30 protein-coding genes are annotated in these 26,540 nt (G+C 67.2%); 23 read left to right on the forward strand and 7 right to left on the reverse strand.

The window, feature by feature from the left end; all coding sequences use genetic code 11:
• Window positions 1–215: 215 nt before the first annotated feature.
• Window positions 216–1,172 carry an L-malyl-CoA/beta-methylmalyl-CoA lyase gene (locus tag ACFQ4E_RS14180; protein ID WP_386804656.1) on the reverse strand — a complete coding sequence of 319 codons (957 nt, stop codon included), beginning with the start codon at window positions 1,170–1,172 and terminating at the stop codon, window positions 216–218.
• A gap of 167 nt (window positions 1,173–1,339) precedes the next feature.
• Between ACFQ4E_RS14180 and ACFQ4E_RS14185 the strand changes: the two genes are divergently transcribed.
• From ACFQ4E_RS14185 to ACFQ4E_RS14205, 5 genes are all read left to right on the forward strand, one after another.
• Window positions 1,340–1,984 (forward strand): methyltransferase family protein, encoded by a 645-nt coding sequence (locus ACFQ4E_RS14185; RefSeq protein ID WP_386804658.1) that lies wholly within the window; start codon window positions 1,340–1,342, stop codon window positions 1,982–1,984.
• Window positions 1,985–2,142: 158 nt separating this feature from the next.
• Window positions 2,143–3,144, forward strand: a complete 1,002-nt coding sequence (gene dgcN / locus ACFQ4E_RS14190; protein ID WP_386804659.1) for an N-acetyltransferase DgcN — start codon at window positions 2,143–2,145, stop codon at window positions 3,142–3,144.
• 73 nt (window positions 3,145–3,217) lie between these two features.
• Window positions 3,218–4,183, forward strand: a complete 966-nt coding sequence (dgcA, locus tag ACFQ4E_RS14195) for an N-acetyl-D-Glu racemase DgcA (RefSeq protein ID WP_386804661.1) — start codon at window positions 3,218–3,220, stop codon at window positions 4,181–4,183.
• A gap of 57 nt (window positions 4,184–4,240) precedes the next feature.
• The gene (locus tag ACFQ4E_RS14200) at window positions 4,241–4,780 is read left to right on the forward strand and encodes a DUF421 domain-containing protein (protein WP_386804663.1); all 540 of its coding nucleotides are present in this window, start codon (window positions 4,241–4,243) and stop codon (window positions 4,778–4,780) included.
• Between the two features lie 54 nt (window positions 4,781–4,834).
• A complete protein-coding gene (locus ACFQ4E_RS14205) occupies window positions 4,835–5,695 on the forward strand; it encodes a D-amino-acid transaminase (RefSeq protein ID WP_386804665.1) in 861 nt (286 codons plus the stop codon).
• Between the two features lie 49 nt (window positions 5,696–5,744).
• Here the strand turns inward: ACFQ4E_RS14205 and ACFQ4E_RS14210 are convergent, their stop codons facing one another.
• The 3 genes from ACFQ4E_RS14210 to ACFQ4E_RS14220 all read right to left on the reverse strand — a co-directional run bounded on the left by ACFQ4E_RS14210 (window position 5,745) and on the right by ACFQ4E_RS14220 (window position 8,010).
• On the reverse strand, window positions 5,745–6,758 hold the full coding sequence (locus ACFQ4E_RS14210) for an endonuclease/exonuclease/phosphatase family protein (protein ID WP_386804666.1): 1,014 nt from the start codon (window positions 6,756–6,758) through the stop codon (window positions 5,745–5,747).
• Between the two features lie 179 nt (window positions 6,759–6,937).
• Window positions 6,938–7,252, reverse strand: a complete 315-nt coding sequence (locus ACFQ4E_RS14215; RefSeq protein WP_386804668.1) for a DUF1244 domain-containing protein — start codon at window positions 7,250–7,252, stop codon at window positions 6,938–6,940.
• Window positions 7,253–7,275: 23 nt separating this feature from the next.
• The gene (locus ACFQ4E_RS14220) at window positions 7,276–8,010 is read right to left on the reverse strand and encodes an N-formylglutamate amidohydrolase (protein WP_386804670.1); all 735 of its coding nucleotides are present in this window, start codon (window positions 8,008–8,010) and stop codon (window positions 7,276–7,278) included.
• Window positions 8,011–8,204: 194 nt separating this feature from the next.
• On the opposite strand from ACFQ4E_RS14220, the gene pyk reads away from it, so the two are divergent.
• From pyk to ACFQ4E_RS14245, 5 genes are all read left to right on the forward strand, one after another.
• A complete protein-coding gene (gene pyk / locus ACFQ4E_RS14225) occupies window positions 8,205–9,650 on the forward strand; it encodes a pyruvate kinase (RefSeq protein WP_386804672.1) in 1,446 nt (481 codons plus the stop codon).
• 98 nt (window positions 9,651–9,748) lie between these two features.
• Entirely contained in the window at window positions 9,749–9,961 is a 213-nt protein-coding gene (locus ACFQ4E_RS14230) for a hypothetical protein (RefSeq protein ID WP_386804674.1), read from the forward strand.
• A gap of 145 nt (window positions 9,962–10,106) precedes the next feature.
• The gene (gene rpmI / locus ACFQ4E_RS14235; RefSeq protein WP_386804676.1) at window positions 10,107–10,307 is read left to right on the forward strand and encodes a 50S ribosomal protein L35; all 201 of its coding nucleotides are present in this window, start codon (window positions 10,107–10,109) and stop codon (window positions 10,305–10,307) included.
• 26 nt (window positions 10,308–10,333) lie between these two features.
• A complete protein-coding gene (gene rplT, locus ACFQ4E_RS14240; RefSeq protein ID WP_386804678.1) occupies window positions 10,334–10,699 on the forward strand; it encodes a 50S ribosomal protein L20 in 366 nt (121 codons plus the stop codon).
• 127 nt (window positions 10,700–10,826) lie between these two features.
• Window positions 10,827–11,876: an FUSC family protein gene (locus ACFQ4E_RS14245; protein WP_386804679.1), complete on the forward strand. Its 1,050-nt coding sequence runs from the start codon at window positions 10,827–10,829 to the stop codon at window positions 11,874–11,876.
• On the opposite strand, the gene ACFQ4E_RS14250 is transcribed toward ACFQ4E_RS14245, so the two are convergent.
• A complete protein-coding gene (locus ACFQ4E_RS14250; RefSeq protein WP_386804680.1) occupies window positions 11,873–12,973 on the reverse strand; it encodes a calcium-binding protein in 1,101 nt (366 codons plus the stop codon). The two genes, ACFQ4E_RS14245 and ACFQ4E_RS14250, sit on opposite strands and share 4 nt — an antisense overlap.
• 186 nt (window positions 12,974–13,159) lie before the next feature.
• Here ACFQ4E_RS14250 and pheS point away from each other — a divergent pair, with 186 nt between their 5' ends.
• The 9 genes from pheS to ACFQ4E_RS14295 all read left to right on the forward strand — a co-directional run bounded on the left by pheS (window position 13,160) and on the right by ACFQ4E_RS14295 (window position 21,335).
• A complete protein-coding gene (gene pheS / locus ACFQ4E_RS14255; protein WP_386804682.1) occupies window positions 13,160–14,233 on the forward strand; it encodes a phenylalanine--tRNA ligase subunit alpha in 1,074 nt (357 codons plus the stop codon).
• A gap of 68 nt (window positions 14,234–14,301) precedes the next feature.
• Complete coding sequence (locus ACFQ4E_RS14260; protein WP_386804684.1) at window positions 14,302–14,604, forward strand: YrhK family protein; 303 nt, start codon at window positions 14,302–14,304, stop codon at window positions 14,602–14,604.
• Between the two features lie 77 nt (window positions 14,605–14,681).
• Window positions 14,682–15,392 carry a tRNA (guanosine(46)-N7)-methyltransferase TrmB gene (trmB, locus tag ACFQ4E_RS14265; RefSeq protein ID WP_386804686.1) on the forward strand — a complete coding sequence of 237 codons (711 nt, stop codon included), beginning with the start codon at window positions 14,682–14,684 and terminating at the stop codon, window positions 15,390–15,392.
• 103 nt (window positions 15,393–15,495) lie between these two features.
• Window positions 15,496–16,845, forward strand: a complete 1,350-nt coding sequence (gene aroA, locus ACFQ4E_RS14270) for a 3-phosphoshikimate 1-carboxyvinyltransferase (RefSeq protein ID WP_386804687.1) — start codon at window positions 15,496–15,498, stop codon at window positions 16,843–16,845.
• A gap of 73 nt (window positions 16,846–16,918) precedes the next feature.
• Complete coding sequence (locus tag ACFQ4E_RS14275; RefSeq protein WP_386804689.1) at window positions 16,919–17,527, forward strand: (d)CMP kinase; 609 nt, start codon at window positions 16,919–16,921, stop codon at window positions 17,525–17,527.
• Window positions 17,528–17,718: 191 nt separating this feature from the next.
• Window positions 17,719–18,177: a DUF4168 domain-containing protein gene (locus ACFQ4E_RS14280; protein ID WP_386804691.1), complete on the forward strand. Its 459-nt coding sequence runs from the start codon at window positions 17,719–17,721 to the stop codon at window positions 18,175–18,177.
• Between the two features lie 260 nt (window positions 18,178–18,437).
• Window positions 18,438–20,120 (forward strand): 30S ribosomal protein S1, encoded by a 1,683-nt coding sequence (gene rpsA / locus ACFQ4E_RS14285; RefSeq protein ID WP_386804693.1) that lies wholly within the window; start codon window positions 18,438–18,440, stop codon window positions 20,118–20,120.
• Window positions 20,121–20,689: 569 nt separating this feature from the next.
• Window positions 20,690–20,974 (forward strand): integration host factor subunit beta, encoded by a 285-nt coding sequence (gene ihfB, locus ACFQ4E_RS14290; protein WP_386804695.1) that lies wholly within the window; start codon window positions 20,690–20,692, stop codon window positions 20,972–20,974.
• Between the two features lie 4 nt (window positions 20,975–20,978).
• Window positions 20,979–21,335 (forward strand): lipopolysaccharide assembly protein LapA domain-containing protein, encoded by a 357-nt coding sequence (locus tag ACFQ4E_RS14295; protein WP_386804697.1) that lies wholly within the window; start codon window positions 20,979–20,981, stop codon window positions 21,333–21,335.
• 117 nt (window positions 21,336–21,452) lie between these two features.
• On the opposite strand, the gene ACFQ4E_RS14300 is transcribed toward ACFQ4E_RS14295, so the two are convergent.
• Window positions 21,453–21,884 carry a Fur family transcriptional regulator gene (locus tag ACFQ4E_RS14300; protein WP_386804698.1) on the reverse strand — a complete coding sequence of 144 codons (432 nt, stop codon included), beginning with the start codon at window positions 21,882–21,884 and terminating at the stop codon, window positions 21,453–21,455.
• 116 nt (window positions 21,885–22,000) lie between these two features.
• On the opposite strand from ACFQ4E_RS14300, the gene ACFQ4E_RS14305 reads away from it, so the two are divergent.
• Genes ACFQ4E_RS14305 through ACFQ4E_RS14320 form a run of 4 tightly spaced genes read left to right on the forward strand, consistent with a single transcriptional unit; the run spans window position 22,001 to window position 25,420 of the window.
• Window positions 22,001–22,891 (forward strand): metal ABC transporter substrate-binding protein, encoded by an 891-nt coding sequence (locus tag ACFQ4E_RS14305; RefSeq protein ID WP_386804699.1) that lies wholly within the window; start codon window positions 22,001–22,003, stop codon window positions 22,889–22,891.
• On the forward strand, window positions 22,888–23,757 hold the full coding sequence (locus ACFQ4E_RS14310; RefSeq protein WP_386804701.1) for a manganese/iron ABC transporter ATP-binding protein: 870 nt from the start codon (window positions 22,888–22,890) through the stop codon (window positions 23,755–23,757). Before ACFQ4E_RS14305 ends, ACFQ4E_RS14310 begins: the two co-directional genes overlap by 4 nt.
• A gap of 29 nt (window positions 23,758–23,786) precedes the next feature.
• On the forward strand, window positions 23,787–24,599 hold the full coding sequence (locus ACFQ4E_RS14315) for a metal ABC transporter permease (protein ID WP_386804724.1): 813 nt from the start codon (window positions 23,787–23,789) through the stop codon (window positions 24,597–24,599).
• Window positions 24,596–25,420 carry a metal ABC transporter permease gene (locus ACFQ4E_RS14320; protein ID WP_386804702.1) on the forward strand — a complete coding sequence of 275 codons (825 nt, stop codon included), beginning with the start codon at window positions 24,596–24,598 and terminating at the stop codon, window positions 25,418–25,420. Before ACFQ4E_RS14315 ends, ACFQ4E_RS14320 begins: the two co-directional genes overlap by 4 nt.
• On the opposite strand, the gene ACFQ4E_RS14325 is transcribed toward ACFQ4E_RS14320, so the two are convergent.
• The gene (locus ACFQ4E_RS14325; RefSeq protein ID WP_386804704.1) at window positions 25,389–26,336 is read right to left on the reverse strand and encodes a DMT family transporter; all 948 of its coding nucleotides are present in this window, start codon (window positions 26,334–26,336) and stop codon (window positions 25,389–25,391) included. The two genes, ACFQ4E_RS14320 and ACFQ4E_RS14325, sit on opposite strands and share 32 nt — an antisense overlap.
• Window positions 26,337–26,540 lie beyond the last annotated feature (204 nt).

Genomic DNA, 26,540 nt, shown 5'->3' on the forward strand with positions numbered 1-26,540 from the left:
TCCCGGTTCCCGGTTCCCGGTTCCCGGTTCCCGGTTCCCGGTTCCCGGTTCCCGGTTCCCGGTTCCCGGTTCCCGGTTCCCGGTTTCGTCCCGGCGGAGACGCGAAAACGCGGGGGCGGAGCCCCCGCGCCGGTCGGTCGCGACAGCGACCGAAACCTCTTCTTGAGGCGGGCGACAGCCCGCCCCCCGGCGACCGCGCAAGCGGGCGCAATCCCTCAGAGGCCGATCATCTCCGCCTGGCGCACGATCACTTCCGCTTGCTTGATCGAGGCGATATCGACCAGCCGCCCCTTGTAGACCGTGGCGCCCGCGCCGGTCTTCTGCGCCTCTTCCATCGCCGCGAGGATCTCGCGCGCTTCGGTCACCGCGGCCTCGGTGGGGGTGAAGACCTCGTTGGCGAGCGCCACCTGCTTGGGGTGGATCGCCCATTTGCCGACCATGCCGAGGGTCGCCGAGCGTAGCGCCTGGGCGCGGAAGCCTTCGTCGTCGGAGAAATCGCCGAAGGGTCCGTCGACCGGCAGCACGCCATGGGTGCGGCAGGCGGCGACGATCGCGGCCTGCGCCCAGTGCCAGGGGTCCGACCAGTATTTCGCGCCCTCGCGGTGCATGTAGTAGTTCTCCTGGGTGCCACCGATCCCGGTCGTGGCCATGCCCATGGACGCCGCGAAATCCGCGGCCCCGAGCGACATCGCCTGAAGCCTCGGGGTCGCCGCGGCGATCTCCTCGACATGGGAGATGCCGGCCGCGCTCTCGATGATGACCTCGAAGCCCAGAGGCTTCGTCCGCCCCATCGCGCGCTCCACCGCCGTCACCAGCGCGTCCACCGCGTAGAGATCGCCCGCGTTGCCGACCTTGGGGATCATGATCAGGTCGATCCGCTCCGAGGCCTGCTCCATCAGGTCCACGACATCGCGATACCAGTAGGGCGTGTCGAGCCCGTTGATCCGCACCGACAGCGTCTTGTCGCCCCAGTCGATATCGCCGATGGCCTGGATGATGTTCTTGCGCGCCTCGGGCTTGTCGTCGGGGGCGACCGAATCCTCGAGATCGAGGTTGATCACATCCGCCGCAGATCCGGCCATCTTCTCGAAGATCGCGGGACGGGAGCCGGGGCCGAAGAGTTGGCAGCGGTTCAGGCGGGCGACGGGGGCGGGCTGGATGCGAAAGGACATGGGCGCTCCTCGGGCTAAGATTGTTTCGTGTACCTCGGTATGCGGGGTAATAAACGGCAAGCCGCGCCGCAAGCGAATTCTGCGCTGCGGCATCATGGTCCGCGGGCCGCTCTTGACGCTGCGCGCGCCGAGGCGTCTCTGGCGTCTGTCCGACAGGAGCTCCAGCCATGCATATCCCCGCACAGATCCCGCCCGAGGCCGCCGCCGCGCCGCGTCGGGTCGACCAGTCGCGCCGCATCCGCGTCCTGCGCATCGCCTTCGTCGCGCTCTTGCCGCTCATGCTCTTCACCCGTTCGGCCTGGTCGGAGATGCACTGGTTCTTCGATCTCTTCGAGGTGAGCGGCATCTTCCTGGTGATCGCGGGCGTCCTGGGGCGGTTCTGGGCCATCCTCTATATCGGCGGGCGCAAGAACCGCACGGTGGTGGACGAGGGGCCCTATTCGATCTGCCGCCATCCGCTTTACCTCTTCTCGACCCTGGGCGTCCTGGGCTTCGGCATGATGCTCGGCTCGCTCGTGCTGACGGTGTTGTTCGGCGGGCTTGTCCTGGTGATCCTCCAGATCACCGCAGGCCGGGAAGAGGCATTCCTCCGCGCCTCTCTCGGCGACGACTACGCGGCCTACGCGGCGCGGGTGCCCCGCATCCTGCCGAAGCTCTCGGGCTTCCGCACCGGGCCGACGGTCGAGGTCGATCTGCGCCACCTGCGCGGCAATCTCTTCGACGCGCTGGTGTTTCTGTCCTTCATTCCGATCGCGGAGCTTCTCGAGGTGGTGAAGGAAGAGGGCTGGGTCACGACCTTCGCGATCTGGTGAGAGACCAGCCCGGATCGCCGCCGCTCCGGGCATTTCTTGCGCAGAGGCCGCGCTTTCGTCGGAAACCTCCCGCATCGCGCTGGAAACGGTGCGGATTCGAGACATCATTCGTCTCGCGGCGCGCTATCACCCCAAGAGATCGCGACAGGGAGTTCGACATGATCCAGACGCCATACCTTCTGTTCCTGGGCGACGCGCCCGATCCGCTGGCCGCCAAGGTGGCGCAAGGGATCAAGGACTGGCGACCGGAGAACTGCGTCGGCCAGTTCCGGCTCGAAGGCTGCAAGGCCGATATGGGCCTGCCGGACATGACGCTGGCGGAGGCCTACGAGGCCGGGGCCCGGACGCTGGTGATCGGTGTCGCCAATCGCGGCGGCAAGATCTCCGCGCTGTGGAAGGACGTGCTGCTCGAGGCGCTCGAGACCGGCTTCGACCTGGCCTCGGGCCTCCACAATCTCCTGCGCGACGATCCTGCGCTGGTCGAGCGGGCGGCGGCCACCGGCCGCAGCCTTCACGACGTGCGCGTCCCGAACGTGGAATACCCGATCGCCAATGGCGAGCCGCGGCGCGGCAAGCGGGTTCTGGCGGTGGGCACGGATTGCTCGGTCGGCAAGATGTATACCGCGCTGGCGCTCGACCGCGACATGCGCGAGGCGGGGATGTCCTGCAGCTTCCGGGCCACCGGCCAGACCGGTATCCTGATCACTGGTGAGGGTGTACCTCTCGACGCGGTGATCGCCGATTTCATGGCCGGGTCGATCGAGTGGCTGACCCCCGACGCCGATCCCGATCACTGGGACATCATCGAGGGGCAGGGCAGTCTTTTCCACATCTCCTTTTCCGGCGTCACGCTGGCGCTGATCCATGGCGGCCAGCCGGATGCGCTGATTCTCTGCCACGAGCCGACCCGCACCCATATGCGCGGTCTTCCGGGTCGGGCCCTGCCGACGCTTCCGGAGCTGCAGGAGCTGGCGCTGACCCATGCGCGCATCGCCAATCCCGACTGCCAGGTGGTCGGCATTTCCGTGAACACCCAGCATCTCGGAGAGGAAGAGGCCGAGGCCTACCTGGCCGAGCTGGAAAAGGAGATGGGCTTGCCCGCCTGCGATCCCTATCGCGACGGGGCGGCGAAACTGGTCGAGGCGCTCCGGGCGCTCTGACCCGGGCCGCCCGCCCGGCGGCTGGCCGGGTGGTGCGTATTTGTGAAAAAGAAGAAGCAGCAAGGGGCAGCGCATGCAGATCGACGTGACGCGGGATGTCTTCCGTCTGGCCGAAGCCTTCACCATCTCGCGCGGATCGCGCACCGAGGCGCAGGTTCTGACCGTGACGGTTCGCGACGGCGGCCATGAGGGGCGCGGCGAATGCGTGCCTTATGCGCGCTATGACGAGACGCTCGAGAGCGTCGAAGCGGAGATCCGCGGGCTGCCGGAGAGGTTCGACCGCGAGGAATTGCAGGCGCTTCTGCCAGCGGGCGCGGCGCGGAACGCGGTGGATTGCGCGCTGTGGGATCTCGAGGCCAAGCGGGCCGGGCGGCGCGCGTGGGAACTGGCCTCGTTGCCCGAGCCCGGGCCGGAGATCACCGCCTTCACGCTGTCGCTCCAGGCGCCCGACGCGATGCGCGAGGCGGCCCGGAAACACGCCGCGCGACCGCTTCTGAAGATCAAGCTCGGAACGCCCGACGACATGCCCCGGCTCGAGGCGGTGCGGGCGGGCGCCCCCGAGGCGCGCATCATCGTCGATGCCAACGAGGGCTGGTCGGCAGAGATCTATCGCGACCTGGCTCCGCATCTGCAGCGGCTGGGCGTCGCGCTTGTCGAGCAGCCGCTCCCGGCGGGCGAGGATGACGCGCTTCTGGGCATCGACCGGCCGGTGCCGCTCTGCGCCGACGAGAGCTGCCGTGACCGCGGGTCGCTCGAAGCGCTCAGGGGCAAGTATGACGTCGTGAACATCAAGCTCGACAAGACCGGTGGTCTGACCGAGGCGCTGGCGCTGCGCGACGCCGCCCGTGCGGCGGGGTTCGAGGTGATGGTCGGCTGCATGGTCGGCTCTTCGCTTGCCATGGCGCCCGCGGTCCTGGTCGCGCAAGGCGCGAAGGTCACCGATCTCGACGGCCCGCTGCTTCTGGCCGAGGATCGGGCGACGCCGCTGGTCTTCGACGATCACGGTGTGCACCCGCCCGTGGCACAATTATGGGGCTGATGCGTTGAGCCCCTGTGTGCGGGGTGGTCCCGGTCATATGTTGCCGGGAGTGACGCCATGGAGAGCCTGTTCACCGAGACCGCATCGCCCGTCTGGCGCGGTGCCATCCTGTCGGTCGTGGCCCTCGCCTGGGCGGTGGCGCTGACGCGCGTCCTGGGCCTGCGGTCCTTTTCCAAGATGACCGCCTTCGACTTCGTGATGACCGTGGCGACCGGATCGCTTCTGGCCGGAGCGGCGCAGGCGGCGAGCTCTGCGGCCTTCACGCAGGCGCTCGTGGCCATGGCGGGGCTTTTCGCGACGCAATGGGCCATCGCCATGATCCGCGTCCGGTCGCCGCGCCTGCGGCGCTGGATCGCGAACAGCCCGGCGCTCCTGATGCGCGACGGTGTCGTCGACGAGGCCGAACTGCACCGGCGCCGCGTCACCCGCGACGACCTGGAAGCCAAGCTGCGGGAAGCCAACGTCATGCATCCGTCCGAGGTGCGTGCGGTCGTGCTCGAGACCACGGGCGACATCTCGGTCCTGCACGGTCCGGATCTGGACCCGAGGCTTCTGCCCGGCGAGGGCAGGGCCGGCTCGGACGATGGGCGCCCTTGACGCCTGCGGAGGAATGGCACACCAACACGCGACCGCGAGCAAAGGAGTTCCGCCATGCGCACCGTCTATGTCAACGGCGAGTATCTGCCCGAGACCGAGGCCAAGGTCTCGATCTTCGACCGCGCCTTCCTGATGGCCGATGGCGTCTACGAGGTGACGAGCGTACTCGACGGCAAGCTCGTCGATTTCGATGGCCACGCGACGCGGCTCGCCCGGTCGCTGTCCGAGCTCGACATGCCGGAGGGGCCGTCCCGGGACGAGCTGCTCGAGATCCATCGCGAGCTTGTGCGGATCAACGAGGTGACCGACGGGCTTGTCTATCTGCAGATCACCCGCGGCGCCCCCGGTGATCGGGATTTCGTCTTTCCCGACCCCGCGACCACGCCTCCGACCGTCGTGCTCTTCACCCAGTCGAAGCCGGGTCTTGCCGACGATCCCAAGGCCAAGGTCGGCCTCAGCATCGTGTCGGTCGACGACCTGCGCTGGAGCCGCCGCGACATCAAGACGGTGCAGCTGCTCTATCCGTCTATGGGCAAGATGATCGCCAAGGCGCAGGGCAAGGACGATGTCTGGATGGTCGAGGACGGCCATGTGACCGAGGGCAGCTCGAACAACGCCTATTTCATCAAGGGCAACACCATCGTCACCCGGCCGCTGTCGAACGACATCCTCCACGGGATCACCCGCGCCGCAGTGCTGCGCTTCGCGGAGGAGGCGCAGATGGCGGTCGAAGAGCGGCTCTTCACCATCGCCGAGGCGCAGGAGGCCGACGAGGCCTTCATCACCTCGGCCTCGGCCTTCGTGATGCCGGTGGTCGAGATCGACGGCGTCGCGCTCGGAGATGGAAAGCCGGGCCCGAAAGCGGCGCGGCTTCGGGAAATCTATCTGGACGAGAGCCGCAAAGTGGCGATCTGAGCGGATCGCCGTGTAGCCTTTTCAGGGTCTTACGCGGCGACGTTAATTCTTAAAGCGGTGCGCCGATCTCCACCCAGATGGGGCGGTGATCGGAGGGCCGCTTCTGCCGCGGCTCGCCGTCGCCCTCGATCTCGGCCTCGAAGGCCTCATGCGCGATGCCTCCGTCGAGGACGTGGCTGACAAGCCCGGGCGAGACCACGACGTGGTCCAGCAGCAGCGGCCGATCCGCGACATCGTCGACGAAATCGTCGAAGCGCGCGGTGAAGAGCGCGGGCGTCTCGACGCGGGCGAGGAAGCCGTGCTGAAAGATCAGCGCCGGGTAGAAGGTCGAGCCCAGAAGAATGTCGGTGACGTTGTGGGTCAGGTAGCTGCGCTCGAAGAAATCCCGCCCCGGACCGTCGTTGAAATCGCCGGTCACCAAGACGCGCGCGTCTCCATCCTCCATCAGGAGCGCGTCGAGATAGCCGCGCAGGCGGAAGGCCTCGGCCGAGATCCGGCGCCGGGCGAGCATGGCATCGGCGATGAACTGCTGCCGTGTCGCAGGGTTGCGGAAGATCGCCTCGCCATTGTGGACGTGCTTCGACTTGGTGTGGAGCACCACGACGCGCAGCGGTTGACCGGCGGCGGGATCGACATCGATCACCAGGGGCAGTCGAGTGAAATCATAGGTTTCGAGCAGGAGATCGCCGTTCACATCGGCGGGCCAGCCCTCCTGCAGGGCCTGCGTCTCGACATCCGTCGCCCGGTCCATAGATTCGCAACGCCCGCCGATGCGGCGCAGGGCGTAGAGCTTCTGCGCGCCGCCATCGAGCCCCATCAGCACCTCGAAGCTGAGCCCGGTCTGGTCGGTCATCAGGTCGAGAAAGAGCTGCATCTCGGCCATCGCGCTCGGTCCCTCCTGCAGGGTCAGGAGATCCGGCTCGAGCGCCGCGATCACCCGCGCGGCGCGTCCCGCGGCCTCACGCGCGGCGGCGGCATTGAGCGAGGAGGAGCCCCAGACAGGCGAGGCATTGCCGGAGAACCAGCGGTTCATCCATTCGATATTCCAATTGACGATCTTCATGAAAACGCTCCGCAGAGGGAAAAGGAGATGTTGAAAACATCTCCCAGTCTACCCCAGCGGGCGCTGGCGGTCAGCCCCGCGCGCGAGCGGACACGAAAAATCGCCGCGGCCGAATGGCGCGGCGATTTTTTAATGTCATTATTTTTCAGGCTTCTGCGCGATATATCTCGCGCGTCGCGTCAACTCTTCTCGCCGACATTTTCCGCGAAAGCGGTCTTGAAGGCCTCTTTCTGCGTGTCCGTGGCGTCGGTCTGATAATTGGCTTTCCACTCGGCCATCGGCATCCCGTAGAAGATCTCGCGGGCCTCTTCCTTGCCCATCTCGATGCCGCGCGCCTCGGCCGCTTCCTGGTACCAGCGCGACAGGCAGTTCCGGCAGAAGCCGGTGAGGTTCATCATGTCGATGTTCTGCACGTCGGTGCGGTCTTCCATGAGGTGCTGGCGCAGCCTGCGAAATGCCGCCGCCTCGAGCTCGATCCGGGTCTGGTCGTCCATGGTCTCTCCCCTTGGCTGGTCTGTTACAGATCGGCGTCGGCCAGCGCCGCTTCAAGATGCGGCGCGAGCCGCGCGGCCCAGGCCTGTTGGCCGGGGCGGTCCTCGATCAGGTCGTTCCTGAGCTCGATCAGGGCGTTCTGCCGCCCGTGCTGCAGGGCGTGGCGGTCGATGGCGTCGCCGGGCAGGTAGCCGGTATAGGGCTCGTTCCGACCAACGCAGAGCCCGGGTTCGGTCCGGAGCCGCGCGATGAGCGGATCGGCAAGGCGCGTGTCGTCGGCATGGAGGATGCCGATCTCCCACGGCCGGGCGGGGCGGCCGCGCAGCTGCGGCGTGAAGGAATGGATCGACAGGATCGCCACGTCCGCGCGCCGCGCGGCCAGCCGCGCCACGGTGTCGTGATAGGGGCGCCAATAGGCGGCGACGCGGCGGGCGCGCTCGTCGGGTCCGGCATGGCGGTTTCCCGGAATGACCGAGCCGTCATAGAGCTTCATCAGAAGGGTCGGATCGTCCTCGCCGCGATTGGGGTCGATCACCAGCCGCGAGAAATTCGACAGCACCACCGGGCTGTCCAGATGCATGCCCAGGGCCCGAGCGACCGCGCCCGCGCCGGGATCGTAGGCGATATGGCGCGCCATGTCCGAAGGCGGCAGGCCCAGATCGCCGATCTCCGGCGGCACCGTGTTGGTGGCGTGGTCACAGGTGATCAGCCAGCGCCCGGGACGGGTCTCGCCTTCGATGCGGAATGGCTCGAATGTCATGCGGGCGTCATATCGTTCGCGGATTTGGCAGCGCCGGGGGGCGGGCTATCTCGGACGGCATAGTGGAGTTGCGCGGAAAATGGAAATAGGCAATAAGGCAGCAAATCCGTTAGCGGTAACATAGCGCATCGAGGCGCAGGCCGTTGCACGATGACGGGGCCGAGCGGCCCACGGGACAGAGATGGAGAAGGCAGATGAAACGCAAGCGCAACGTCAAGATCGTCGCGACCCTGGGTCCGGCATCCTCGGATTACGACACGATCCGTGCGCTGCACGAGGCCGGGGCGGATGTGTTCCGCCTGAACATGAGCCATGGCAGCCATGACGAGATCGCCGCCCGGCACAAGATCATCCGCCAGGTCGAGACCGATCTGGACTCGACCATCGCCATCCTCGCCGACCTGCAGGGGCCGAAGCTCCGGGTCGGCACCTTCGAGAACGGCGAGGAAGAGCTTGTCGAGGGCGCGTTCTTCCGGCTCGATCTCGAAGACAAGCCGGGCGATGCGACCCGCGTGCAACTGCCCCATCCCGAGATTTTCCAGGCGCTCGAAGACGGCGCCTCGCTGCTCGTGAACGACGGCAAGATCCGCCTCAAGGTCGAGAAGTTCGGCGACGATTTCGCCGATTGCACCGTGATCGTCGGCGGCACCATCTCGAACCGCAAGGGCGTGAACGTCCCCGACGTCCTTCTGCCGCTCGCCGCGCTCTCGGAAAAGGACCGCAAGGATCTCGAGTTCGTCTGCGACCTCGGCGTCGACTGGCTGGCCCTGTCCTTCGTGCAGCGCGCCGCCGATGTCGAAGAGGCCCGGAGCCTCGCCCGTGGCCGCGCCGCCGTCCTGTCGAAGGTCGAGAAGCCGTCGGCGGTCAAGAGCTTCGACGAGATTCTGCGCGCCTCCGACGGGATCATGGTGGCGCGGGGCGATCTCGGCGTGGAGCTTCCCGTCCAGAACGTGCCGCCGATCCAGAAGCGCCTGATCCGCCAGTGCCGCGCCGCGGCCAAGCCGGTGATCGTGGCGACGCAGATGCTCGAATCGATGATCGAGAGCCCGATGCCGACCCGCGCCGAGGTCTCGGACGTGGCCACCGCCATCTACGAAGGCGCCGACGCCATCATGCTCTCCGCCGAGAGCGCCGCGGGCGATTACCCGATCGAGGCGGTGACGACGATGAACAACGTCGCCGAAGAGGTCGAGAGCGATCCGACCTATACCGAGATCATCGAGGCCTCCCGCGTCGCCAAGCGCGAGAGCGTCGCCGACGGCATCGTCGCCGCGGCCCGCGAGATCGCCGAGACCACGAACATCAAGGCGATCTGCTGCTACACCCAGTCGGGCACCACGGCGCTTCTGGTCGCGCGCGAGCGTCCGCGCGTGCCGATCCTCGCGCTCAGCTCGCAGATCCGCACCTCGCGGCGTCTGGCGCTCTCCTGGGGCACGCAATGCGTGGTCACCGAAGAGCTCGAGCGGTTCAAGAACGCGGTGGTCAACGCGGCCCGCTTCGCCCGCAAGTTGGGCTATGCCGGACCCGAGGATCAGATCGTGGTCACCGCAGGCGTGCCCTTCAACACGACAGGCACCACCAACATCCTGCGCGTGGCGCCCTGCGACGAGCGGCAGATCTTCAACACCGACCCGGAGTGAGCGGCCAAAGGCAGTTTGGCAAAAGGTTAAGATTGGGGTATACTCTCGGATAGTTCACGTTTTGCGTTCTGTTCGAGGTTATTTCAATGAATGCCGATATGAGCCTGACCTTTGGTCTGCTTGTCCTCGTATTTGCCATACCGTCCATGGTCGCCGCTTACGCCGACGGCAAGGCACCGCGCTTCGGCGCGGTGACGTTCGTTCTTGGCGTGGGCATGATCCTCATGGCCTTCGCGACGAAGGACGGAGGCTACGCGCTTGGCGAACTTCCGACGATCCTCTTCAAGGTCATCGGCCGCTTCGTCGGCTGACCCCGCGGGATCACCTCGGGTTTCCCGTCTCAGACCTCTTGCAAAGGCCCCGTGCCCCGGTTAGAGGGGCGCTTCCACCCGCGCGGCCGGCCGGAAGAGGCATGCCGTGTCGCGCGTCCTTCGCGTCCAGACTACGGAGACGAAAATGCCCAAGATGAAGACCAAGTCGAGCGCCAAGAAGCGCTTCAAGGTGTCCGCCACCGGCAAGGTGATTGCGGGCCAGGCCGGCAAGCGCCACGGCATGATCAAGCGCCACAAGAAGTTTATCCGCGATGCACGCGGCACGACGACCCTGTCGGAGCCCGATGCAAAGATCATCAAGGGCTTCATGCCCTACGACCGCTGATAGACCCATCTGAGAGGAGCTAGACCATGTCTCGCGTCAAGACGGGTCCCGTGACCCACCGCCGCCACAAGAAGATCACCGATGCCGCAAAAGGCTATTACGGTCGTCGCAAGAACACCTTCAAGGTTGCCGCACAGGCGGTCGACAAGGCGAACCAGTACGCCACCCGCGACCGCAAGAACCGCAAGCGCAACTTCCGCGCCCTGTGGATCCAGCGGATCAACGCCGCCGTTCGCGCCCATGATGAGAGCCTGACCTATTCGCGCTTCATCAACGGCCTCTCGCTCGCCGGGATCGAGGTGGACCGCAAGGTTCTCGCCGATCTGGCCGTGCACGAGCCCGATGCGTTCGGCGCCATCGTCGAGCAGGCGAAAGGTGCGCTGAGCGCCTGAGCCACCGGCTTTTGAAACGACCAAAGGGCGTCCCTCGGGGCGCCCTTTTGCATATCCGCGAGGGGTGGTTTGCGCGCCCTGCCGCGTGTTCCGGGGAACCCGGATCGGTCTCCGGGCGCTTGCCTATATGCTCAGACGCCAGATCGCCCGCCTGAAAACCCGCCTGTCCGAGCTGTCCCGGGCCGATCTGCGCGACGCCGCGCGGCTGGCGCTGCAATCGGCGGTGGCCGGAGCGGGCGCCTATCTCATCATGCAATCCTTCGGCTTGCCCGAGGTCTATGTCTGCATCCTCTCGGCCGTGCTGATCGTCCAGCCCTCGGCCGACGGCACCATCGGCGCCGCGTGGGAGCGCCTGTCGGCGTCCTTCGTGGGCTCGGTGATCGGCATCCTCGGTCTCGTCATCCTGCCCTATGGCTATGGCACCGTCGCCGCGCTCCTCGTCTCGATGGCGCTGCTGAACGGCATCTCCTCCTTCCGCGAGGACTGGCGCTACGGGGTCGTTGCCGCGGTCGCGATCTCGCTGGGCTCCGAGGAAGAGGCGATGCGCACCGCGCTCGACCGCGGCATCGCGATCCTCGTGGGCATCGTCTTCGGCATCGCGGTGGCGCTCGTCCTCTGGCCGGAGACCGCCCAGAAACGCTATCGCCGCCACCGTGCCTCGGCGCTGAAGCATCTCGCGTCCTATGTCGATGCCACGTTCGACGGCGTCGTCGGCAAGACTGCCGAAACCCGCCGCGCGCGGGAGCGCTTTCTGGAAAGCCTGGACAACGCCCGCGACGCGGCCGAGTCGGGTCGGCTTCGCAACGGCGCGGGCGCGCTCGAGATCGTCGACCTGATCGACCGGCTCGGCAACCATGTGCGGTTCCTGACCTTCGCGCTCGAGGGCGAAGAGGAGCTCGACGAGGAGCATGAGGGGCGCGGCTCGGTCGAGCGGTTCCAGCGCCAGATCGTCGACTACCTCGGCGCGCTGTCGCGCGATGAACGCGCCGAGCCGGTGGAGACGCCGGACTGGACGGGGCCTGTCGAGGACGGCGATCCCGGGACAGACGACACCCGGCGCGTTCTGCAGGTCACGGTCGCCGAGATCTGCACCACGCTCGACGCCCTGTCCGACGCCATCGCCGAGCGCGGCGGTCTGGGCGAGCTGCGCATCCCCGTGGGGGCCGCGCCGGACTAGCGCTCAGAGGCGCGTCGCGCCCATCTCCGCCGAGATCGACGCCAGCGACAGGCCGTCGCTCCGGGCCGTGGCGTCGGTCTGCACCAGAACCCGGATCTGCGCGTCCTCCAGATCCTCGGGCGCGATCCCCACAAGCACGGCGTAAGAGCGTTGGCGCCCGCGAGCGTCTCTGCCAGCTCTTCGCTCTCGACCGCCGGTTCGACCAGCGTCGCGGGACCGAGCGACGTCTCGATCTGGCTCGCGAGATAGGTGATCTCCAAGGCCGTGGCGCCATCGCCGAGGTCGGGCGCGTCGGTGTAGACGCTCAGGAGGAGGCCGTCCTCCTCGGGATCGAAATCGGTGATCACCGCCGCGGGCGCATCGTCGTATTCGGCGTCGATCTCGACATGATCGGCGCCCGCGCCGAGCGACAGAAGGTTCAGACCCGTCGCCAGCATGATGCCGTCATTGCCATCGCCGCCCGAGAACACGTCGATCACGCCATCGGGATCGAGGCTCTCCTCGGAAAACACATCTTCGATGATGTTGTCGTCGCCGCCATCGCCGAAGACGACATCGGCGCCGGTCCCGGGCAGGATCAGGTCGCCGTCGAGCTCGGTGAAGAGCGCGTCGCCTCCGGAGCCGCCGGAGATCGTGTCGTCGCCCGCGTCGCCGAAGAGCTGGTCGAACCCGTCGCGTCCGAAGATCAGGTCGTTGCCGTCATCGCCCGAGATCACGTCGGCAAAGACGCTGCCGAGCGCGACATCGTCGCCGCCGCCCAGGAACACGACGTTCTGTCCCGGATCGTCCAGATCGTCGGGCAGAGAGACATATTCGGCCTCGTCGGTGGTGGTGAAGTCGACCGCGTCGGTCGGCGTGAAGCGGAAGGCCGAGATATCCACCTCAGCGATCTCGCGTCCGGCCAGCGCCTCTGCGGGATCGTCGAGCAGGGCGGCTTCGAGCTCGGCCAGGGCCGAGGGATCGAGCAGGCGCTCGGCCTCGTCCGCGTCGATCCGGTCGAGGTCCCGGTCCTCGTCCTCGGAAAGACCAAAAACCTCGTCGAAGGCACCGCCGACGGCCAATGTCCCGAACGACGCCAGCAACAGCAAACCCAGCATGATCACCCCCTACACCCGCGCGCCGCCAAACGGATCAGGCCCGCGCCTTAACAGCCTGTTAATATAAGCAAGCCCTGCCGCGGGCTGTCAAAGCTTTCCACCTCGGGCGCACGCCGGGCGCGTGCCGCTCTTGCATTCGCGCGGGTCTGTGGTAGCAGACCCCGCGGTTCCCTCAGGAGGCAGGCGATGGACGATCTTCGCAACAAGTATATCGACCTGATTGCCACGGCCTCGGACGAGGCCACGCTCGAGGACGTGCGGCTTTCCGCGCTCGGCAAGAAGGGCGAAGTGGCGCTGAAGATGCGCGAGCTTGGCAAGATGAGCCCCGAAGAGCGCAAGACCGCCGGACCCGCGCTCAACGCGCTCAAGGACGAGATCAACTCGGCGCTCGCCGCCAAAAAAGAGGCGCTGGCCGATGCCGCGCTCGATGCGCGGCTGGCCGGGGAGTGGCTGGACGTGACCCTGCCGGGCCGTCCGCGTCCCCAGGGCTCGATCCATCCGGTCAGCCAGGTGATCGAGGAGGTCACCGCGATCTTTGCCGATATGGGCTTCTCGGTGGCCGAAGGTCCGCAGATCGACACCGACTGGTACAATTTCGATGCGCTGAACATCCCCGGCCACCACCCCGCGCGGGCCGAGATGGACACGTTCTACATGCATCGCGACGAGGGCGACAATCGCCCGCCGCATGTGCTGCGCACCCATACCTCGCCGGTGCAGATCCGGCATATGGAAAAACACGGCGCGCCCTGCCGGATCATCGCCCCGGGCCGCGTCTACCGCGCCGATTACGACCAGACCCATACCCCGATGTTCCATCAGGTCGAAGGCCTGGCCATCGACCGCGACATCTCGATGGCGAACCTGAAATGGGTGCTGGAAGAGTTCTTCGCGGCCTTCTTCGAGGTCGACGGCATCAAGACCCGCTTCCGCGCGTCGCATTTCCCCTTCACCGAGCCCTCGGCCGAGGTCGATATCCAGTGCTCCTGGGAGGACGGCCAGCTGCGGATCGGAGAGGGCGATGGCTGGCTCGAAGTGCTGGGCTCCGGCATGGTCCATCCCAAGGTTCTCTCGGCCGCCGGTGTCGATCCGGCCGAGTGGCAGGGCTTCGCCTTCGGCATGGGGATCGACCGGATCGCGATGCTGAAATACGGCATACCCGACCTGCGCGCGTTCTTCGACAGCGATCTGCGCTGGCTTCGCCATTACGGCTTCGCGAGCCTCGACGTGCCGACGCTGCATGGCGGCCTCTCGCGCTGAGCTGAGGATCGCCCCGCAAGCTCCTGGAAGTCTGTTGGTTTTCCGGAGCGCCAGCTTCCGGAGGCCAGATGAAGCTTTTCGATCTCGACGCGCGCCAGTCCAGCGAAGCGAGCCGACGGCTCTATGCGCGCTACGAGCTGGCCCGCACCGCCGTGGATTTCCTGGCGGCGGCGATGTTTCTGGTGGGCTCGGTGATGTTCTTCTGGGACGCCACGCAATACGCCGCGACCTGGCTCTTCGTGCTGGGCTCGGTCTGTTTCGCGATCAAGCCGACGCTGAAACTGTCGCGCGAGATGCATCTCTACCGGGTCGGGCGGCTGTCGCCCCTGGCCGAAGCGGACAAGGCCGCCTCGGAGGCTCCAGAAAATTAACCAATTTTCTGGAGCGGCCCCCGTCCGGGGCCGCGCTCCGGTTGCCGCGCCGCGCCGGTGGCGCTAAAGGCCCGCGCATGACTGACAGAACCCATCCCTCCGGCGCGCCCTGGCGCAACTTCTACGGCCGCTTCAAGGGCAAGACCCTGCGGCCGTCGCAGGACGAGTATCTGACCGATCTCGACCATGTCGGTCTTGCGGGGGTGGGCTGGGCCGACAACCCCGAGCGCACGCCGCTCGATCTCGATGCGCTGACAGGTGGACGTCCGCTCTGGCTCGAGATCGGCTTCGGGTCGGGCGAGCATCTGGTGCATCAGGCGCAGTCGAACCCGGGCACCGTCTTCATCGGCTGCGAGCCCTTCATCAATGGGGTCGCGACCTGTCTCGGCAAGATCCGCGATACTGGGCTCGAGAACATCCGCATCCATCCCGGCGATGCGCGCGATCTCTTCGACGTGCTGCCGGAGGAGTCAGTGGCTCGCGCGTTCCTGCTCTATCCCGATCCCTGGCCAAAGGCGCGTCACCATCGCCGCCGCTTCGTGACGCAAGAGCATCTCGCGCCGCTGCACGGCGTCCTGGCCCAGGGGGCGACCTTCCGCGTGGCGACGGATATCCCCGATTACGTGCGCCAGACGCTTCAAGAGGTGCCGCGCGCCGGGTTCCGATGGACCAGCCGGCGGGCGGCGGACTGGCGGCAGCCCTGGGGTGACTGGCTGTCGACGCGCTACGAGCAGAAGGCGCTCCGGGAAGGCCGCGTGCCGCATTACCTGAGTTTCGAGCGCCTTTGATCGCTTAGGGACTCTTTTGCGTATTTGGAAAAAGAAGAAGCATGGACGCGCGGTGCGGGGATTGCTACCTCCGGGCGCGACCTCAGCCCCAGGAGCCCCGCGCATGTCATCCCACGGCACCCCGATCCCGATGATCTCGGAGAAATCCGGCCCGCTTTCGGGCGAGGCGCATGTGCCCGGAGACAAATCGATCTCGCACCGCTCGCTGATCCTCGGCGCGCTGGCGGTGGGGGAGACCCGGGTGACCGGGCTTCTCGAGGGGCAGGACGTGCTCGATACCGCCAAGGCGATGCAGGCCTTCGGCGCCGAGGTCGAGAAGCGCGGCGATACCTGGCATGTCCAGGGCGTGGGCGTGGGCGGCTTTGCCGAGCCCGACCGGGTGATCGATTGCGGCAATTCCGGCACCGGCGTGCGGCTGATCATGGGGGCGATGGCGACCTCGCCCATCGCGGCGACCTTCACCGGCGACGCCTCGCTCAATTCGCGTCCGATGGCGCGGGTCACCGATCCGCTGGCGCTCTTCGGCGCGCGGGCCTTCGGGCGCTCGGGCGGGCGGCTGCCGATGACCATCTTGGGCGCCGAGCAGCCGGTGCCGGTGCGCTACGCTACGCCCGTTCCGTCTGCACAGGTCAAGTCCGCGGTGCTGCTCGCCGGTCTCAACGCGCCCGGCGAGACCGTGGTGATCGAGCGCGAGGCGACGCGGGACCATTCCGAGCGCATGCTCGCGGGATTCGGCGCGACGCTCTCCACCGAGGACAGCGCGGAGGGCCGGGTGATCACGCTCCAGGGCCGCCCCGAGCTTCGCCCGCAGGAGATCGTGGTGCCGCGCGATCCGTCCTCGGCCGCGTTCCCGGTCTGCGCTGCGCTGATCACCGAAGGCTCGGACGTTCTGGTGCCGAATATCGGGCTGAACCCGACCCGGGCGGGGCTCTTCACCACGCTCCGCGAGATGGGCGCCGATCTGACCTACGAAAACGAGCGCGAGGAGGGCGGTGAGCCTGTCGCCGATCTGCGCGCGCGCTTCTCGCCCGATCTGCGAGGGATCGAGGTGCCGCCAGAGCGCGCGGCCTCGATGATCGACGAATATCCGGTGCTGTCGGTCGTCGCCGCCTTCGCGCGGGGCCAGACCCATATGCCCGGCGTCAAGGAATTGCGGGTGAAGGAAAGCGACCGGATCGACGCGATGGCGCAGGGGCTCCGCGCTGCCGGGATCGGCGTCGAGGAGGGCGAGGATTGGTGGACCGTCGAGGGGCGGGGCTTCGGCGACGTGCCGGGCGGGGTGACGGTGGCGGCGCGGCTCGATCACCGGATCGCGATGTCGTTCCTCGTGATGGGGCTTGCGACCGAGGCGCCGATGATGGTGGATGACGGCGGCCCGATCGCCACGTCGTTCCCGATCTTCGAGCCCTTGATGACCGGCCTCGGGGCGAAGATCGCCCGTCAGACCGGCTGATCCGTCGCGGGCGTCCGGGCTTTCTTCCCGCGCCGCGCGCCGCATATCAGCGAAAGAGCAAGGGAGAGCGCCCATGGCCTTCACCATCGCCATCGACGGCCCCGCCGCCAGCGGCAAGGGCACCATCGCGCGTCAGCTCGCGGCGCGGTTCGGCTATGCCCATCTCGACACCGGGCTTCTCTACCGGGCCGTCGGCAAGCAGATGCTCGACGGGCGCGATCCGCTGGACGCTGCGCAGGCGCTGACGCCCGAGGATGTGGCGGGCGAGGGGCTTCGCACCAACGCGGTCGGGCAGGCGGCAAGCCGCGTCGCGGCGCTGCCCGAGGTGCGCAAGGCGCTTCTCGACTTCCAGCGCGCCTTCGCGCGGCGGGACGGCGGCGCGGTTCTCGACGGGCGCGATATCGGCACAGTCATCTGCCCCGAGGCCGAGGCCAAGATCTTCGTCATCGCCAGCCCCGAGACCCGCGCCGAGCGGCGCCACAAGGAGCTTGTCGAGGCGGGGCATGACCTCAGCTATGACGAGGTCCTGGCCGATGTGCACGAGCGCGACGAGCGCGACATGGGTCGTGCGGACGCGCCGTTGAAACCGGCGGCGGATGCCGTGACCATCGACACCACGGCGCTCGGGATCGACGAGGCCGTCGCCCGGGCCATCGCGGTGGTCGAGGCCGCGCGCGGCTGACAGGTCCCGGACACCCGGATCATCCCGGGGCGAGCGGGCTCTTGCCGACGCCTTCCCCCGCGTTCCGGCGGTCCCTTGCCGCAGGATTTTGCCCAAGCGCCGGTCGTCCCCACCTCTGGAACACGCCGCGCATCCTTCATGTGTTCATCCGCGCGGCGTGCAAGGCAAACCAACCGCAGGAAGGAGCCGACATGGCTTTCACCCGCAAGACCGCAACCGCAACCACCCTCGCGCTCGCCCTGGCGGCAGCGCCCCTGAGCGCGGTCTCCGCGCAAGAGGCGCAGGCCCAGCCCACCGGCGAGGCCGCGCCCGCGGCGCAGGCCGCAGAGGCCACGACCGCCATCGAGACGCCGAGCTTCGAGGAGGCGCAGCTCGACGCCTTCGCAAGTGCCGTCCTCGAGATCCGCGAGATCCGGGCGGACTATGCCGCGCAGGTCGAAGCGGCCGACACGCCCAAGGCGCAGACCGCGCTCGTGGCCGAGGCCAATGCCAAGATGCAGGACGTGATCGAGACGCGCGAGAGCTTCACGCTCGACGATTACGTCGCGATCAACCGCGCCGCCGCGGCCGATCCGGAACTCAATGCCGAGATCGCCGCCCGCCTCAAGACGCTTGAGGACGCGCGGGACGAGGCCAAGGACGCGGGCTGACCGGCTCCGTCGCCGCGCCCCCCTCGTGCGGGGCGCGGCGCACGCGGCGCTTCGGCCATGCGGGGCTTGCCACAGCGGCAGGGCTTCGCTATAGCCGCCACGTCGACACGGGCGACCAAGACCACAAGGCACGAGAGACGAGCAGGGTCGGGACCAACCGGCCCTCTTTGCTTTGTAAGGACGCCCTCCTGACCAACCCCAAGACCGGCGGAGACAACCGCCCGGCCAGAATAGCGTATCGCAAAGGAAACAGACGCCACATGGCTCAGAACGCATCGATGGAGGAATTCGAGGCCCTCCTTAATGAAAGCCTCGAAATGGACACGCCCGAAGAGGGCTCTGTCGTCAAGGGCAAGGTCATCGCCATCGAGGCGGGCCAGGCCATCATCGACGTCGGCTACAAGATGGAAGGCCGCGTCGAACTCAAGGAATTCGCAAACCCCGGCGAAGCTGCGGACATCTCCGTCGGCGACGAGGTCGAGGTGTACCTGCGCTCCGCCGAGAACGCCCGCGGCGAGGCCGTGATCTCCCGCGAGATGGCGCGCCGCGAAGAGGCCTGGGACCGTCTCGAGAAGGCCTATGCCGACGACGCCCGTGTCGAAGGCGCGATCTTCGGCCGCGTCAAGGGCGGCTTCACCGTCGATCTCGGCGGTGCCGTGGCCTTCCTTCCCGGCAGCCAGGTCGATGTCCGCCCCGTGCGTGACGCAGGCCCGCTCATGGGTCTCAAGCAGCCGTTCCAGATCCTCAAGATGGATCGCCGCCGTGGCAACATCGTCGTGTCGCGCCGCGCCATCCTCGAAGAGAGCCGCGCCGAGCAGCGCGCCGAAGTCATCGCCAACCTCGAAGAGGGCCAGGCGGTTGACGGCGTGGTCAAGAACATCACCGAATACGGCGCCTTCGTCGATCTCGGCGGTGTCGACGGCCTGCTGCACGTCACCGACATGGCATGGCGTCGCGTGAACCACCCCTCCGAGATCCTCCAGATCGGCGAGACGGTGAAGGTTCAGGTCATCAAGATCAACCGCGAGACCCACCGCATCTCCCTCGGCATGAAGCAGCTGCAGGAAGATCCGTGGGATCTGGTCGCCGCCAAGTTCCCGCTCGGCTCGGTCCATACCGGCCGCGTCACGAACATCACCGATTACGGTGCGTTCGTCGAGCTGGAGCCCGGCGTCGAGGGCCTCGTGCACGTCTCGGAAATGTCCTGGACCAAGAAGAACGTGCATCCCGGCAAGATCGTCTCCACCTCGCAGGAAGTGGACGTCATGGTGCTCGAGATCGACCAGGCCAAGCGCCGGGTCAGCCTTGGCCTGAAGCAGACCATGCGCAACCCCTGGGAGGTCTTCGACGAGACTCATCCCGCGGGCACCGAGGTCGAGGGCGAGGTCAAGAACATCACCGAGTTCGGCCTGTTCATCGGTCTCGAAGGCGAGATCGACGGCATGGTGCACCTCTCGGACCTGTCCTGGGACGAGCGTGGCGAGGACGCGATCCAGAACTACCGCAAGGGCGATGTCGTCCAGGCCGTGGTTCAGGAGACCGACATCGAGAAAGAGCGTATCTCGCTCTCGATCAAGGCTCTGGGTGGCGACAAGTTCGCCGAGGCCGTGGGCGGCGTGAAGCGCGGCTCGATCATCACCGTCGAGGTCACCTCGATCGAGGATGGCGGCATCGAGGTCGAGTACGAGGGCATGAAGTCCTTTATCCGTCGCTCCGACCTGTCGCGCGACCGCGCAGAGCAGCGCCCCGAGCGGTTCTCGGTGGGTGACAAGGTCGATGTCCGCGTGACCAACGTGGACAGCAAGACCCGTCGCCTCGGCCTGTCGATCAAGGCCCGCGAGATCGCCGAAGAGAAAGAGGCCGTGGAACAGTACGGCTCCTCGGACTCGGGTGCATCGCTCGGCGACATCCTCGGCGCCGCGCTGAACCGCGACGACGACTGAGACCTGCCGTAACGGCATCGAAAAGCCCCGCGTTTCGCGGGGCTTTTTTTGTGCGCCAGGTATTTGCCCGGGCGCGGCTTTTCTTATAGCTCTCAATCCAAGGTTGAGCGCGGCGGTGTCCTGAGACCGCTCGGCGCTGCGATGTTGGGGGGCAGGGTGTCGGCATCTGGATGGGTTTTCATCGGCGGCACCGCCCGGGCGGACGGGTCACGCCTCCGGGACGGCCGCGCCGCGGCGGGGCGTCGTGTCAGCCGACCGATCCGGGCGCAAAGACCCCAGGTCGGGGGTGTCCGGCGCGGTGGTGCTGGAGAGGAAACCACCGTTTCCCAAGCGGTTCCAAAGCCCGCTGACAGCGCCACGAATCGTGTTCAGGTTGACGACGCGCGATGTCGCGCTTTCAGCCCATTTGCCGGCGGCTCCAGGCGATTCCGTCAGTTGCAAGGGCAAACCGCTTGCAAAACATGGGTTTTTTACGCCGGTAATGGTTTTCCGTACTGGTCGCCGCAGCTATACTCCGGCATTGTTTGCATGAGAGAATTTTCGACGGTTCTTCGGGGGGACGTACCGCAATGATACGCTCAGAATTGATCCAGAAGATCGCGGACGATAACCCGCATCTCTACCAGCGCGATGTCGAGCGCATCGTGAACACCATCTTCGACGAGATCACCGGGGCGATGGCCCGGGGCGACCGCGTCGAGCTGCGCGGCTTCGGCGCGTTCTCGGTCAAGAAGCGCGATGCGCGCGTCGGACGGAACCCGCGCACCGGCGCAGCGGTTGACGTCGAGGAGAAACACGTTCCTTTCTTCAAGACCGGCAAACTGCTTCGCGACCGACTGAACGGAAAGACCTGATCCCATGCGCTACATCCGCTACGCCTTCCTCGCCCTTCTCGCCATCGTGCTGATCGCGGTGGCGCTTGCCAACCGCGAGGTGGTGACGCTGCAGCTTCTGCCAGCGGAGCTTTCGGCGCTTCTGGGCCTGCAGGAGCGCGTCAGCATGCCGCTCTTCTTCGTGGTCGTCGCGAGCATCGCGGCGGGGCTTCTGATCGGCTTCGTCTGGGAATGGCTGCGCGAGCACAAGCACCGCGCCACCGCCGCGCGCCGCGAAGCCCGCATCCGCGAGCTCGAGCGGGAGCTCTCGAAGGTCAAGGGCCAGCGCGACCAAGGCAAGGACGAGGTTCTGGTCATTCTCGACGAGAAACGCGCGAGCTGATCGGGGACCGGGCAGGGGGCGCTGCCCCCTCTTGGCCTTCGGCCAATTCACCCCCGGCGGTATTTGGGAAAAAGAGAAGCAGGCAGGGTGGGCACCTGTTCCGGGGGCTCTCTGGGTTCAGGCGTCGCGGCGTTTGCGGACGTAGAGCTCGAGCCGGTGATGGACGATCTCGTAGCCCATCTCTCGGGCGAGCGCGGCCTGCAGCTCCTCGATCCGCTCGGAGTGGAACTCGATCACCTCGCCGCTCTCGACATCGATCATGTGGTCGTGATGCTCGGCATCGGCGGGTTCGAACCGCGCCGTCTCGCCCTGGAACTGGTGGCGCTGGATCACGCCGTGCTCCTCGAGCGCGGCGAGGGTGCGGTAGACCGTCGAGAGCGAGATGCCGGGCAGTTCGTCCGAGGCGCGGCGGTGCAGCTCGACCGCGTCGGGGTGGTCGTCGGCGCGCGCCATGATCTCAAGGAGCGCCGCGCGCTGGCGGGTGATGCGGATACCCTGGGCGCGCAAGGCCCGGGTCAGCCGTTCGGTATCTGCGTCGGTCTCGCTCATGGGCTTTTCTGATGGCACGGCGCGGGGCCCGGCATCAAGAGGCTCTTGCAACTCGGTCGCAACTGCGGCAGTTAGATGCAAATCGGTCGCATCTGCAAAAGGAGGTCGCCGCCGCCATGACGTCTCGTCCCTGTCTCGCCGCCACGCTGACCGTCGCCGCCATGCTCTCGGCCGGTGCGGCCGCCGCCGAGCGGCTGAAGGTCGCGACCAGTTTCACCGTGATCGCGGACATGGCCCGGAACGTCGCGGGGGACGCGGCGGAGGTGGTGTCGATCACCAAGCCCGGCGCCGAGATCCACGGCTACCAGCCGACGCCGCGCGATATCCTGCGCGCCTCGGATGCCGACCTGATCCTCTGGAATGGGCTGAACCTCGAGCTTTGGTTCGAACAGTTCCTCGGCAATCTTCGCGACGTGCCTGCGGTCACGCTCTCGGACGGGATCGAGCCGATCTCGATCTCGGGCGGGAGTTATGACGGCAAGCCCAACCCGCATGCCTGGATGGGGCTCGACAGCGCGCTCGCCTATGTCGCCGCGATCGAGGCCGCTTTGTCCGAGGCCGATCCCGACAATGCCGAGACCTATGCCGCCAACGCCGCTGCCTATGCAGAGGAGATCCGCGCCACCATCGGACCCTTGCGCGACCGGATCGCGGCGCTCCCGGAGGAGCGCCGGTGGCTTGTCACCTGCGAGGGGGCGTTTTCCTACCTGGCGCGCGATTTCGGGCTGAAGGAGCTCTATCTCTGGCCGATGAATGCCGACCAGACCGGAACGCCCCAGCAGGTGCGCGCGGTGATCGACGGAGTGCGCGAAGAGGCCATTCCGGCGGTCTTCTGCGAGAGCACGGTGAACACCGCGCCGGCCGAGCAGGTCGCCCGCGAGACCGGAGCGGAGTATGGCGGCGTACTCTATGTCGATTCGCTCTCCGAGCCGGACGGGCCGGTGCCGACCTATCTCGATCTCCTGCGGGTGACGGCCACGACCATCGCCGAGGGGCTTGCCGAATGAGCGATGCGCCGGGGCTCGAGGTCAGCGACGTCTCCGTCACCTATCGCAACGGGCACACCGCGCTTCGCGATGCGAGCTTTGAGTTGCCGCGCGGCACGGTGACCGCGCTCGTCGGTGTGAACGGTGCCGGAAAATCGACGCTCTTCAAAGCGTTGATGGGCTTTGTTCCCACGTCCTCGGGCACGATCCGCATCCTCGGCCAGCCGGTGCGCGCGGCGCTCAAAGCCGGTCTCGTCGCCTATGTCCCGCAGGCCGAGGAGGTCGATTGGTCCTTCCCGGTGCTGGTCGAGGACGTGGTAATGATGGGCCGTTACGGCCATATGGGCTTTCTGAGACGCGCCCGCGCCGCCGATCATGCCGCCGTCGACGCCGCGCTCGCGCGGGTCGGGATGAGCGACTATCGCCACCGCCAGATCGGCGAGCTTTCCGGCGGGCAGCGCAAGCGCGTCTTCCTTGCCCGCGCGCTGGCGCAGGACGGGCAGGTGATCCTCTTGGACGAGCCCTTCACCGGCGTCGATGTGACCACCGAGGAACAGATCACCGCGCTTCTGCGCGAGCTGCGTGACGAGGGCCGGGTGATGCTGGTCTCGACCCACAATCTGGGCTCGGTGCCCGAGTTCTGCGACCGCACCGTTCTGGTCAAGGGCACGGTCCTGGCCGCGGGTCCGACCGAGCAGATCTTCACCCGTGCCAATCTCGAACGCGCCTTCGGTGGCGTTCTGCGCCATGTGACGCTGGGCGGGGGCGATCTGCATGACGACGAGGATGCGCGCACCCTGTCGATCCTGACCGATGACGAGCGGCCCTTCATCCGTTACGGCGGCAAGACGCTCCGCCGCGAGCAGGAGCAGGAGCCCGACCGGTGATCCTGCTGGAGCCCTTCTCCTACGGCTACATGACCAACGCGATCTGGGTTTCGGCGCTGGTCGGCGGGGTCTGCGCCTTCCTGTCCTCCTACCTGATGCTCAAGGGCTGGTCGCTGATCGGCGATGCGCTCTCGCATTCGGTGGTGCCGGGTGTCGCCGGAGCCTACCTGCTGGGGCTGCCCTTCGCGCTTGGGGCGTTCCTGTCGGGCGGGCTCGCGGCGCTGACGATGCTGTTTCTCTCCGAGCGTTCAGGTCTGAAGCCCGACGTGGTGATCGGGCTGATCTTCACGTCCTTCTTCGGGCTTGGGCTGTTCATGGTGTCGGTGAACCCGGTCTCCGTCTCGATCCAGACCATCACCATGGGCAATATCCTCGCCGTCACGCCCGCCGACACCGCGCAGCTGGTGGCGATCGGAGGCGTGTCGCTCCTGGCGCTGGGGCTCACCTGGAAGGACCTGATGGTCACCTTCTTCGACGAGGCCCATGCCCGCGCCATCGGGCTGCGGGTGGGCGCGCTCAAGGCGCTGTTCTTCACGCTTCTCGCGGCCTCCACGGTGGCGGCGATGCAGACCGTAGGGGCGTTCCTGGTGATCGCCATGGTGGTGACGCCGGGGGCGACGGCCTATCTCCTGTGCGACCGCTTCCCGCGGCTCATCGTGACCTCCGTGGCGCTTGGCACTGGGACAAGCGCGACAGGAGCCTATCTCAGCTACTTCCTCGACGGGGCCACGGGCGGGATCATCGTCTGCCTGCAGACGCTCGTCTTCCTCGCGGCCTTCGTCTTCGCGCCGAAGCACGGACGCCTCGCCGCGCGCCGCCGCGGACGCGAGGCGGCCACATGAGCCTCGGGGAGCTTCTCCTGCCGTTGCAGTTCCCGTTCATGCAGAACGCCTTTCTGATCTGCATGATCGTGGCGGTGCCGACGGCGCTCCTGTCCTGCTTTCTCGTGCTCAAGGGCTGGGCGCTGATGGGCGACGCGGTCAGCCACGCGGTGCTGCCGGGCATCGTCATCGCCTATGTCACCGGCCTGCCGCTGATCCTCGGCGCTTTCGCGGCGGGCATGACCTGCGCGGTGGCGACCGGCTACCTGACAGAGACCTCGCGGATCAAGGAGGACACGGTGATGGGCGTCGTCTTCTCGGGCATGTTCGGTCTGGGGCTGGTGCTCTATGTCTGGGCGAAGCCCGAGGCGCATCTCGACCATATCCTCTTCGGCAACATGCTGGGCGTTTCGACTGCGGATCTCGTGAGCGCCGGCGCCATCTCGGCGGTGATCACGCTGGGCCTGCTGGCGGTCTGGCGCGATCTTCTCCTGCACGCTTTCGATCCGGCGCAGGCGCGGGCGCTTGGGCTGCCGGTCACCGCGCTTCATTACGGGCTTCTCGCCGCGCTTTCGCTCGCCATCGTGGCGACGCTGACGGCGGCGGGGCTGATCCTCGCCATCGCGCTCCTGATCACGCCCGGGGCCATCGCTTTCCTGATGACCCGGCGCTTCGCGGCGATGCTCGGGGTCGCGGTGGCGGTCAACGTGACCGCGATGCTGGCGGGCACCTATCTGAGCTTCTTTCTCGACAGCGCGCCCGCGCCGACCATCGTGCTGATCCTGAGCGGCGTCTTCGTCTGCGCCTTCCTCATCCGCCAGCGCCGCGTCCGCGCCGCCTGAAAAGGACGCGCAGCGCCGCCCACTGGCTGACCGCCACGCCCGCGAGGATCAGCGCCAGCGCCGACCAGAGCGTCGGCGGCGCAGGCTCGTTCAGGATCAGGATTCCGAGGACGACCGACCACACCGGCACCTGGTAGTTCACGAGGCTCATGAAGACCGGACCGGCGGTGCGGATGACCAGGACCCGCAGGAGGTTCGCCCCCGCCGTCGGCACCAGCCCCAGAAGCACGAGCCAGAAGAGCGTCGCGCGATCCGGCAGCGCCGGTGCGCCCTCGGCCAAGGCCGCGACCGGCACCACCACCAGCGCGCCGAAGAGAAGCGGCACCGCCGCGAGCCCGATCGGGTCGATCGGCGGCAGACGCCGCATCATCACCGAGGACGAGGCATAGCAGGCCGCCGCGCCGAGACAGGCCAGCCGTCCGAAGGGCTCCAGCGGATCGCCCGAGCTCTCCAGAGCGCCCGCGCCGGTCAGCAGGATCGTCACGCCCAGAAACCCGATCCCGAAGCCGATGACGCGCCGCAGGGTCAGCCGCTCTCCGGGCAGGAACAGATGCGCGAGCGGCAGCACGATGAGCGCCACCGCCGCCATCGACACGCCCGCAAAGCCGCTGGTGACCCGGACCTGACCCCAGCTCAGGAGCATGAAGGGCAGGGCGGTGTTCAGCACGCCCACGATGGCAAGCCGTCCGTAGGGTCGCGCGTCGCTCAGAAAGAGCCGCCCGCCCAGCATCTGCCAGATCGCCACGGTCACGATCGCGGCACCGGAAATGCGCGCCGCGGCCAGCCAGGCGGGTCCGATTCCGCGCAAGGCGAGCTCGATCACAACGAAGGTCCCGCCCCAGGTCACCCCGAGCGCGGCCACCATCGCCCAGGAGGCCAGCGTGATCCGCGGCGCAAACGGAGATGTTTTTTGCATGATTTCCAAGCGGTTTTCCGGCAAGACCCCGCTCTTGATGCGAGCGTGCTTTGATTGCGCCCGTTCGAGGGCTACTCTTTGACTGTCATTGCGACCGAAACCAAGGGAGGCCGCCCCATGTATATTCTCGTCATCCTCATCCTGCTCGCCCTTCTGGGCCTCTGCGTCTGGCAGCTCAAGGACGGGATGTAAGGGGGCCAGGCC

The sequence above is a fragment of the Litorisediminicola beolgyonensis genome (assembly GCF_042679605.1).
GTDB lineage: Bacteria > Pseudomonadota > Alphaproteobacteria > Rhodobacterales > Rhodobacteraceae > Litorisediminicola > Litorisediminicola beolgyonensis.